General features: G+C 48.6%; 9 protein-coding genes. 7 read left to right on the forward strand and 2 right to left on the reverse strand.

Annotated elements, in window-relative coordinates:
• Positions 1-148: 148 nt before the first annotated feature.
• From A3750_RS09110 to A3750_RS09130, 5 genes are all read left to right on the forward strand, one after another.
• Entirely contained in the window at positions 149-2176 is a 2028-nt protein-coding gene (locus A3750_RS09110; protein WP_068458136.1) for an MHYT domain-containing protein, read from the forward strand.
• 33 nt (positions 2177-2209) lie between these two features.
• The gene (locus tag A3750_RS09115) at positions 2210-2575 is read left to right on the forward strand and encodes a response regulator (RefSeq protein ID WP_068458138.1); all 366 of its coding nucleotides are present in this window, start codon (positions 2210-2212) and stop codon (positions 2573-2575) included.
• Complete coding sequence (locus tag A3750_RS09120; RefSeq protein WP_068458139.1) at positions 2572-3723, forward strand: HDOD domain-containing protein; 1152 nt, start codon at positions 2572-2574, stop codon at positions 3721-3723. The genes A3750_RS09115 and A3750_RS09120 overlap by 4 nt, the downstream gene beginning before the upstream one ends.
• A gap of 21 nt (positions 3724-3744) precedes the next feature.
• Positions 3745-4875, forward strand: a complete 1131-nt coding sequence (locus tag A3750_RS09125) for a response regulator (RefSeq protein WP_068458142.1) — start codon at positions 3745-3747, stop codon at positions 4873-4875.
• A 177-nt stretch (positions 4876-5052) separates the two neighbouring features.
• Complete coding sequence (locus A3750_RS09130) at positions 5053-6045, forward strand: hypothetical protein (protein ID WP_068458143.1); 993 nt, start codon at positions 5053-5055, stop codon at positions 6043-6045.
• Between the two features lie 118 nt (positions 6046-6163).
• Here the strand turns inward: A3750_RS09130 and A3750_RS09135 are convergent, their stop codons facing one another.
• Positions 6164-6712, reverse strand: coding sequence for a hypothetical protein (locus tag A3750_RS09135; RefSeq protein ID WP_068458147.1), 549 nt, complete (start codon positions 6710-6712; stop codon positions 6164-6166).
• Positions 6713-7068: 356 nt separating this feature from the next.
• Positions 7069-7191 (reverse strand): hypothetical protein, encoded by a 123-nt coding sequence (locus A3750_RS27110; RefSeq protein ID WP_255374874.1) that lies wholly within the window; start codon positions 7189-7191, stop codon positions 7069-7071.
• A gap of 63 nt (positions 7192-7254) precedes the next feature.
• Here A3750_RS27110 and A3750_RS09145 point away from each other — a divergent pair, with 63 nt between their 5' ends.
• Together A3750_RS09145 and A3750_RS09150 are read left to right on the forward strand one after the other, a co-directional pair.
• Positions 7255-7695, forward strand: a complete 441-nt coding sequence (locus tag A3750_RS09145; RefSeq protein ID WP_068458151.1) for a VOC family protein — start codon at positions 7255-7257, stop codon at positions 7693-7695.
• Positions 7696-7967: 272 nt separating this feature from the next.
• On the forward strand, positions 7968-10172 hold a 2205-nt coding region (locus A3750_RS09150), incomplete at its 3' end, for a hypothetical protein (RefSeq protein WP_197474973.1).

The raw sequence follows: 10172 nt of genomic DNA on the forward strand, positions 1-10172 counted from the left end.
TAGCACGCTCTGAGCAAAATGCCTCTGCTCTCGCCAGAAACTGTAAGCCGAAGTGCCTGAATCCCGTTCGTTTCAGTGTAGCGTGTTTTTTAACCAAGAAATATCTTAATTCTTGACTATATTCGCTTTGATCTTCCTTGGTAACGACATGATGGAATTTTGGCGATTTTCAGAATTGAATCAAGACGTATTTGAGCCGATTGCAGGCTCATACGATGTGTCTCTGGTTGTTTGGTCTGTGCTGTTTGCGGTGATGGCGGCGATGTCGATGCTGACGATTGTGGAGCGAAGTTGGCGCAAAGAGCTGGGGCGGCACGAAGACATTTGGATGTATGTTGCTGCAGTCGTCATGGGTTGTGGTGTTTGGGCGATGCACTTCACCGGCATGCATGCCTTTCACTTGGAAACACCGGTACATTTTGATCTAGGGCAGACCTTGCTTTCCATTGTGCCTGCGTTACTCGGTAGCTATGTTGCCATTTCTATTCTTGCTAAAAAACGCTTTGACGTGGTTGCGGTGCAGATGGGTGGGCTGGCAATGGCGGCTGGCATTGGTTTGATGCATTACATCGGTATGGAGGCGATGCACCTCTCACAGGGCGGCTTTCGTTACGATCCATTGATGTTTGTATTTTCAATTGTTGTCGCCCATCTACTTGCAGTGGTTGCCATTTATACCCATGCCACAAAAGCCGATAAAGAAAGTTCGATACGAGTGCGTTTTCTGTCTGCCGTGTTTATCGGTGCTGCCGTGTCTGCTATGCATTATGTTGCGATGGTGGCGTCTGAGTTTTACGTGCAGCCGGAAAATGCCTATGTGTTGTCGAGCCAGCCGCATGAGGTCATCTCGTGGAACATGATCACCGAGATCGCACTATTTCTTGGCGCCTCGCTGGTGGGTGTTCTACTGGGCACTCGGCTTGATAGTGAACGCCGAAAATCGGCAAGTCTGATGCAGCGTGAAAATGCCGTTATTAGCTCTCTTGCTGACGCTTTGCTGGTACTTAACGAGCAGGGTGATGTCGATACCTACAATGTGTCTGCGCAGCGTTTATTTGGCGCCGAACATAGCCCGATTGAGACGAAGAATATTCTTGATCTGATTCCAGAACTTGGATCATTTGCGGCGCTTGAAGACTGGGAGCACTCCGATCTCGAGAGGGGCGCGAGTGGGCTCACTCTGCAGTTTTCGACTTATAGCGACGCAGGCACAAATTACTATGAGGTTGTGTTTTCGCGTCTGTTTTTTAATGAAAGCCTGCATTATGTCGCAATGATCCGAGATATCACCGCTCGCATGATTATGGAGCAGCAGTTACGCCAAGCCCAGAAGCTCGAATCTATTGGACAATTGGCCGCGGGAATTGCGCACGAGATCAATACGCCTATTCAATATGTGTCTGACAACATGAGTTTTATGAAAAAAGCGTCCGGACACGTCCTTCAAGCCGTTGAGATGTATCGCCAGATTGTGTCGGGCTGCTGTGACGAAAACAGCAAACAGCAAGTTGAAGACCTGGAAAAGATGCTCAAGAAGGCGAAGTTTAGCTTTATTACTCAAGAGATTCCCAAGTCGATTGATCAGTCACTCGAGGGTTTGGGGCGGGTGAGCACGATTGTTCGTGCCATGAAGTCGTTTTCGCATGCGAGTGAGGGAAATTTTAGTGCCGCAGATGTCAAAGAGGCGCTTGAGTCGACGACGACTATTTGCCGAAATGAGTGGAAATATTTGGCGCATTTAAAACTCGATATTGAACCGGATATTCCACCTGTTCAGCTGATTTTGGATGAGTTCAATCAAGTGATTTTGAACTTGGTGGTGAATGCAGCGCACGCGATTGAGGATCGACTCAAGGCTGAGCAGAGCAGCGACCTTGGGCAAATTGATGTGATTGCGAAGATCGAAGCAGAGTTTCTACGCATCGATGTCCGCGACAATGGCTGTGGCATTCCAAAAGAAATTCAAGAGAGGGTTTTTGAGCCGTTTTTCACCACAAAAGCGGTGGGTAAGGGAACAGGGCAGGGGCTCAATATTGCCTACTCGGTCATAGTTGAAAAACATAAGGGCCGTTTGGAGCTCGAATCTACTATGGGAGAGGGATCGTGTTTCTCTGTCTTCGTTCCTCTAAAAGTATCACAACCTGAAGCGTCGCTTGATGCAGAGAAACCGGCTTAAGCGGCGGATTAAGTTAAGCATGGGATTGGGACTATGAATATACTTTTTGTCGATGATGATCGACTCATTATTAATGCGATACAGCGTAACTTGCGAGATACGAGCTGGTCGATTGACTCTGCTTTGAGTGGCCCAGAAGCGCTGATTAAAATCGAGCAAGGCCATTACGATGTGATCGTCACCGATATGTCTATGCCTGCTATGAAGGGCGATCGCTTGCTCAAAGAAGTACGTGCTTTAGACCCGAGTATCACACGTGTCATTTTGTCTGGCTATGCGGATCAAAGCTTGCAACTAGACGATGCAGAGCTTGCTCACCGATGGCTAGATAAGCCCTGTGATGCGGCATATCTAGCGGAGGTCTTGCAGGAAATTGAAAGTGAGAGACGCTTGTTATGATGCGAATTTTGTTCGTTGATGATGAGCAAAATATTCTTGATGGCATTCAGCGAGCGCTGTTCGACAGTGACTGGGATATCGAGACGGCGAACTCTGGAGAGGACGCCCTTGAGTGTTTTGAAGAGGAGCCCTTCGACGTCATTGTATCGGACATGCGCATGCCGGGCATGGATGGGGAGAAACTGCTCGGTAAAATTGAAGAAAAATATCCTGATACAGTTCGCGTTGTGCTCTCGGGCCAGGCCGATCAGTCTGCTGCGTTGCGCAGCAGCTTTATTTCCCACCGTTGGCTAGATAAGCCTTTTGACCCAGACGAATTGATCAATGTATTGAGCTTAATTGAGAACGCGTTGAACTCTTTGCCGAATAGCGAGATGCGACGTTTGATTTGCGGCATCCGTTCCCTACCTAGCCCGCCAAGAGTGTATGCACAAATTCAATCGCTTATTCAAAACAACGCAGATTTAGAAAATATTGCGGCGGTGATCGAAGAGGACGCAGCACTCGCGACGAAGGTGCTGCAGGTAACCAATTCGGCTTTGTTTTCTCGGGGCGGAGAAACCAGCGACGTGCACGTGGCCGTCGTTCGGCTTGGGGCCGAGATGGTGAAAGAGTTTGTCCTGTTTGCTGAAACCTACTCTACCGCGTCTAGCTCGCCGCTGCTCGATATTGAAAAGATTACCAAAGAAAGTTTTATGATCAGTAAAATGGCCGCTCTAATCGCGGCAGATATTGATCAAAGCATGGTTGCAGACGCCCAGCTTGCAGGGTTGCTCAGTGATCTTGGGCAGGGAGCCTTGATACAGGCTTTTCCGGATAAGGCGCAAGAATATGTGGGTCGAATCAGTTATGCGACGGAAAAAGAAATCGAGGAAATCGAGTTAGAACTGTTCGGCCTAGCGGACGCTCAAGTTGGCGCTTACTTACTCCTTATGTGGGGCTTTTCAGCGGAAATATTCAATGCGGTGCTGACCGGTCGGCTGTATGAACGCAGTATCAGCTCTTCCAGTGTTTTGCCTGTCATTATTCATATGGCGCGACAACTAGCGCGGGGCATTGATGTGCTTCCTGAATTGATCGAACGGTTTGATTTAAGTGAAAAACTGCCGGATTGGAAAGAACAGGCACAACGTTTGAAAGAACGATAACTTGAGGCTTAAGTAACGCTTATGGATGAAGAGCTGCCAAAAATTCTTTGTGTGGATGACGAGCCGCATGTCCTGCAAGGGCTAGAGCGTAATTTATACGAATACTTTGATGTCACTACGGCGGAGTCTGGAGCCGCCGCGTTGGCGCTAATGGAAGACGATGTGTTTGAAGTATTGATGTCGGATATGCGTATGCCTGAAATGGATGGGGCAGAGCTATTAAGGCGTTCTAGAGAGCAGCATCCGAATACAACGCGCATTCTTTTAACGGGGCATGCGGATCTCGAATCTGCGATGAAGGCGATTAACCAAGGAAATATTTTTCGCTTCTTGATGAAACCTTGCGAAACAGAAGACCTCGTCGACGCTCTGCAAGAAGCCTCGCATTTGTATCGTTTGCGCCGTGCCGAGAAAGACCTGTTAGAGAATACTCTGAAAGGCACAATCAAAGTACTTGCAGATATTTTGAATATCGCGGCACCGGAAGCGTTTAGAACGGCTTTTTTCATTCGTCGTTTAGCCATGCATGTTGTGAACGAGAAAAAGCTGGCAAACCGTTGGGAGTACGATATCGCGGCCATGCTTTGTCAGTTAGGTGCGTTGTCTCTGCCTGAAGATGCGTTAAAGCGAGCATTTAATTCAGTGAATCTTAGTGAGCAAGACAAGCAGATGCTCAAAGCGATTCCGGAACAAGGCGCGCAACTTCTCGAGCGGATACCTCGTCTTGGGCGCGTCGCCCTGATGATTGAATCGCAGTTTGGAACAGATGCCGATATCGAAAGTCTGCCTGAACGCGTGCAGCTCGGAGCGCGTTTGTTGCGTCTAGCTACCTGGATTGAAACGACTAAGCTACACAAGCAGCTGTCGATTCAAGAGGCAATCAAAGCGGCCAAAACACACTTCACTAATGAGCAAGATCTCGACTTACTCTCTGCGTTAGATAGTTATCGACCTATTCAGGACACGAAAACAGTGCGAGAGGTCAAAGTCACTGAGCTTAAAATTGGCATGATTCTCGAGGAAGACGTGTGTGCTTTGAGTGGCAGCGTCGTTCTGTCTCGTGGACAGGAGTTGAACGGTTTCCTTCTGGACAGGTTGATCAACTTTTCTCGTGGAGCAGGCATCAAAGAACCGATCAAGGTGTATTGTTAAGTGCTGGATGGTGAAGCTGTTGGGCCAGATCGCTCGGATGCTATGCATTATTACATCCGTTTACCTTTTTCTACTGATTCTGTCCGGCTATTTTTTAGGCTGTGTCTACACTGTTGGTATACACCGAGAAATATCAAATACAAAAACAACGAAGCATGATAGTGCGAGGACATATTAATGAAACTGATGAAAGTCGCGACATCGAGCGCGTTAGTCGCTGCTCTGAGCCTTTCTGTAGGCTGCGCAAGCACGCCGGATGCCGAAGCCTTGGTAGAGGAACCAAGCCAGAGTTCCGCTACATCAGGCCCTAATGCAGCTGGTTCTGATCAACAAATCACTGGTCAAGAAGTCGCTGACCAAGAAGTCTCGGCTCAAGACTCAGCCGCGGAAGAGGCGGTTTCAGAGGATGCTGACCTAGACCGCTCTGGTGTCGATGATTCGGTCACATCTTCCAAGGCGCAAACGGAACAAGTCGCGTCTGAGGAGGCTGCGCTGAAGGCGGCCGGTTCTGCACTTGCCGCGAGCGAAGCTAGCGGGCAAAGCAATCAATCTGAAATGGTCACGAATTCGGCGGATAGTGCGTCTAGCGAGTTGAACCCAGTTGCGGTTTCCGCAGCGGAGCCGGAAGCAGCCTCGGCCGAGCCACGTCCCCAATCAACATCTGCAGCTGAAAAAGAGATCGCGCCAGTTCCAGTGAAAGCCGAAGAGACGACAGGCCAAAGATCGCTAGAGAATGCGCTTGATGTGAGCCGCAAAGATTTGCCGGTTACTGTCGATATCTGGACTTTGCGTCAAAGCTTTGAGCAGGGCGAGGATTTGGTATTGAGTACACCGACTTTGCAGATGGGAGATGGTGATTACCTTTCGCAGATTCGTTTGATATTGAAGTCGGACCAACTCGTCATAGACAGCTCGTCAGATATCGATGCGAACCTTGAGGGCGTTGGTGTGCGCATTAACGGTAGCGAGATTATCCCGCTAGATCGTATGGAAGGAAGTACGATTGGCATTGTAGAGGGGGATTGGATGAGCCGTTTTGCAGAGGGTGGCACGATCGAGATTTTACTTGGCTTCTTTCCCGATAAATCAACAGATAGCCCTGTTTTTGCGAAAGAGGCATCCCTTGACGCTTTGTCTAAGTTAGTGCCAACCTACTACAAGTTGCAGTAGTTCTTTTTGCGGGGGCTTCTGTTAAGCCCCCGAGCACCCCTCACGCCCTCCTTGCACCACCATACCTTAAGGCTGCGCTGTGTCGCTTTCCGACAACAAAACGCGGCAAGGCCTTAGATTACTGATAGCGTTTGATGATTTGCATAGCCTCTTGCTCAAATTCTTGAGAGCGTTGCACGGCATTGATCTGCTGGATGATGTACTGCGATTTTGGATGGGATCTCTGAATACCTAGGTGAAAGGGAACAACATTCTGCGTCTTGAATGTGACTTTCGTGTATCCGAGTTGCTCACTGTAACCTAAGGAGCGGGCGATATATTTTGCTTCTTCGAGGTTTCGAATGAAGTAATCTGCGCTGTTGCGGCGCAACACTAAATGAAACATCTGTATTGCTTTATTGACGTAAAAGCGCGGGAATGCGTCGATCGGCAGATTCACTTCCTCCCACGAATCGGCTACGTCTGGCCCCTCTGTTGCCATGATGAAGTCCCCAAGCGCTCTAAAGCTTGGAAGACGCGCTAGCTCTGCGCTTCTGGGATTATTTTTGTTGTATATCACGTAGCTGTAGTCCATGACATACGTGGGTCGTTCGCTAAAAAGTAGGTATTCTTGGCGCGATTTTGAAGGGTAGGTTAATAGGCCATCTACTGTTGCCTTCTTCGCCATTAGCTTGGCTCTAGGCCAGGGGAGCCGCATCCAATTGAATGTTGTCAATGCGATTGAATACTGCGGAAGCGAGCTCGGGCAACAATCCTTGTGCTGCGATACCATCCTTTGACCATGAGGTCGGCGGATCTCCATCCGAAAACGCAATGCTTACGTTTATAGGCTTGCTTGCGAGCTGATTCTCAGCTTGTGCAAGATTCGAGAAAGCGAAAAGTGCTAATAGTGCTAATAAAGTTAGGTAGACAGGAGTAAGTACTCTCCAGTTCGTGAACCGTTTTACTTCTCTATGTCGGTTCTTTATTCTTTGCATGATCTCAGGCACAGTCCTTTGATGCTTTTGCGCAGTTCTCTTGAGTCTATACGGCATCATGTCCAATCACAAATGACGAGAGAGACGCGATGAGATCAAAAGCCCATTCGCTCAGAGTAAGGCGGACTTTCGCTTCATTTAGGTAATACGCATCGCGTTCAGTCGCCATGCTGAGACCTTAGCATCAAAGCACTACTTTGAATCGCTCCAAACAGTCTTGATAGGAGACGCAATGCAATATCTTCATACTATGGTTCGTGTTCGCGATGTTGATGCATCGCTAAGGTTTTATTGCGATGGCCTTGGTCTCGTCGAAACCAAGCGTTATGAAAGTGAGAGAGGCCGTTTTACGCTCATTTATCTTGCTGCACGTGATGATGAGGATCGTGCGCGCTCAGAGAAGGCGCCTGAGTTAGAACTGACGTATAACTGGGATCCAGAAGACTACTCGGGTGGTCGAAATTTTGGCCATCTTGCATACCGTGTTGACGACATTTACGCTCTCTGCGCGCACCTTCAAGCTATGGGCGTGACGATTAATCGACCGCCACGTGATGGGCATATGGCGTTCATTCGATCCCCCGATGGTATCAGTGTGGAGCTGCTTCAAAAAGGTGATGCCCTGCCAGCGCAAGAGCCATGGGCGAGTATGGAGAATACGGGGGAGTGGTAGTTTGGTTAGAACTCTACGGCTAATGAGTACGACGTTGAAAATCTTTGATTGAGTGCGCTAAGTTAATGCTCCTTTGATCTGCCTGCTTTTGAGTCGAGCGCGTCGTTGATGCGTTCAACTCAGCTTAAGTCTCATTCCAAATCTTTACCGTGCTTTGTTCCATTACAAGCACAGGATAACTCACTAAGTTTTGAGTCAGTCCCCGTCTTCGATGCAGTTTACAAAGTTTTGATGTTTATCTTATGTAAACAGGAGGATAATTAGGGGATTGAATGCACTGCGATTTGCCGCGTCTCGAAACCGCAGGTGTGTTGTTGTCAATCGCTGAGAAAATAGGTCTGAACATGAATACGATAAGAGCTCTGGCGCAGTATGCGTCTTTACTATCTCTTGCAGTGCTTGTCGCTGCTTGCGGCGGTGGAGGCGGAGGAGCTTCAGTCAGTTCGGGTAATCAAGGTGGCGGCGGCAGCACGCCAGGCGGGACACCAGCAAGCTATTCAGTCGCAGGGGTGATCAATGGTCTTACTGCTTCAGGCTTAGAGTTAACCTTGTCTAGCGGCTCGACCAATATCACGCGCACACCTGCTTCTAGCGATTCAAGCTTTGATTTTTCGGCTCAGTTGCAGAGTGGTGCGGCTTTTACCATTTCTGTTACACAGCAGCCGGTTGGACAAATCTGCTCTTTGGACAGCGCCAGTGGCACAATTAGCACAGCAGATGTGTCGCTTGTGTTGACGTGTTCTGATACGCCCCTGACGGTATCCGGTTCGGTGCGTGGGCTAACGCAAGGGCAGCTCACGCTTAACCTCAATAACGGAGCCGAAAGTATTTTGGTGAACGGAGGCGATACTAGCTTCGCATTTAACCAAAGCGTCGCCTTTGGCAGCGATTTTATGATCGCGATAGAAATCCCTTTGGCTTTTGCGGATCAACCAAAAGCGATCTGCGATCTCGACACCGACTCGGGTGTCGCGGGTACGGTGGACGTATCAACGCTTAACCTTGTTTGTCGCGGGCTAGGAGTAATAACGGATCTAAGTATGGTGGGCGATCAAGGTTTACTTGCAGTAGATACTGATGTAAATGGAAGCGGACAGGCTGTTGTAGCGGCGCTCAATGTAAATGGTGGTGCGAGCAATTATTTAACCATTGGCGAGCTTGGCGGAGCATGGAGCTCTTCAAGCATCGCAGGCAATACGGAGGATCTCTCTACCATTCCTCTGGGGTATAACGCTTCGGTCTTTATTGATAACTCTGGTAATGACTCACTAGTTTATTTTGATTATTCAGATGCCGGTGGCGGCGATTGGAACGCACAGCTCTCAGAGAAAATATCAGGCGGTGCTGTAAAGGCATTGGTAAGCAATAACGTGACTCAAAAAGTATCAAAAATTGCATCAACGTCAGCAGTGATCAATGGTGATCGCATAAACATTGTTGCGATTGATAATAACGATACTAACACTCCTGTGTGTGTTTACATTCAAAAAGCGGATGGCTCCACGGCTGAAGAGTTTTGTATCTTAGCGACCTCCGATATGAAAATCGGTGCTGGAGAGGTCAACTCTATATCGTTGGCTGTACAAGTTAATGAGGACGGTCTGATTGGGCGAGGCTTGGTGGTTTGGGGGCAAGATGCAATCATTGATTCATATAATGTCTCTCGAGTACATGCAGCTCGCTTTGATTTAGATGGCAACAATCTCGTTGTCGGTGTCATTGCTGGGGGCAATACCGCCAGCGCGGAATATTTTTTCAAGAACCCGGCAGTCGTTGCTTTAAGTAATGAAGCGAATGACGAATTCGCCTTGAGTTACCAGCGAGATAGTTTGCCACCTGCATTGTTATCGGTTGACTCGACATTGACGATTTCAGAGATTGCCGCAGTCACCGATGGTTGGGATGCTCGTTTGGCACCTGAGCTGGTTGCTTTAGAAAATGGCGATCTGGTCTGGACCTATCTAGGAGAGGACTACATTAGCTTCGGGTCTATTTTAAACGGAAGTGCAGTAACGATTTGGCGTGTTCGTTTTGACTCGAATCAAGTTCATAATTTTTCTATCGATGTGAATGAGGCAAGGTTGATTGTTAGCGAAGCGGGATCTTTGATCTCACATCAATCGGCTGGTTCAGACCCTGAAGACAATGTCCTTATTGCGTTTAGAGAATCGGTAAGAAGCGCTGCTGGGGCTCTAGGTTCGCCGTACGGTATTGGCCTAGAAAAAGAGCGCGTTCGTTTGTTTGTCTTGCCCCTCGAGGGAGATTACTTTTCTCTGACCTCAGTTGAGGGTCTCGTGACCGAAGCTGTGTATGATGACGATCCAAACGTCGGTGGAGACACCAGGATGCCTCTCGATTTTTCTAAGGACGACGCTGTTCTTGATGTGTCTGTTTCCAGCTCTGGCGAGGCGGTGCTTGCATGGAGCCTCTGGAAAGACGGTGTGAGCAAAAACAAAGCGCTTCAAGCCGTTCGCCTT

The organism is Oleiphilus sp. HI0079, assembly GCF_001635105.1.

What these genes read in the sequence shown, in the direction of transcription:
- A3750_RS09110 (WP_068458136.1), top strand. Translation starts at nt 149, where the DNA reads ATGATGGAATTTTGGCGATTTTCAGAATTGAATCAAGACGTATTTGAG.
- A3750_RS09115 (WP_068458138.1), top strand. Translation starts at nt 2,210, where the DNA reads ATGAATATACTTTTTGTCGATGATGATCGACTCATTATTAATGCGATA.
- A3750_RS09120 (WP_068458139.1), top strand. Translation starts at nt 2,572, where the DNA reads ATGATGCGAATTTTGTTCGTTGATGATGAGCAAAATATTCTTGATGGC.
- A3750_RS09125 (WP_068458142.1), top strand. Translation starts at nt 3,745, where the DNA reads ATGGATGAAGAGCTGCCAAAAATTCTTTGTGTGGATGACGAGCCGCAT.
- A3750_RS09130 (WP_068458143.1), top strand. Translation starts at nt 5,053, where the DNA reads ATGAAACTGATGAAAGTCGCGACATCGAGCGCGTTAGTCGCTGCTCTG.
- A3750_RS09135 (WP_068458147.1), bottom strand. Translation starts at nt 6,712, where the DNA reads ATGGCGAAGAAGGCAACAGTAGATGGCCTATTAACCTACCCTTCAAAA.
- A3750_RS27110 (WP_255374874.1), bottom strand. Translation starts at nt 7,191, where the DNA reads ATGGCGACTGAACGCGATGCGTATTACCTAAATGAAGCGAAAGTCCGC.
- A3750_RS09145 (WP_068458151.1), top strand. Translation starts at nt 7,255, where the DNA reads ATGCAATATCTTCATACTATGGTTCGTGTTCGCGATGTTGATGCATCG.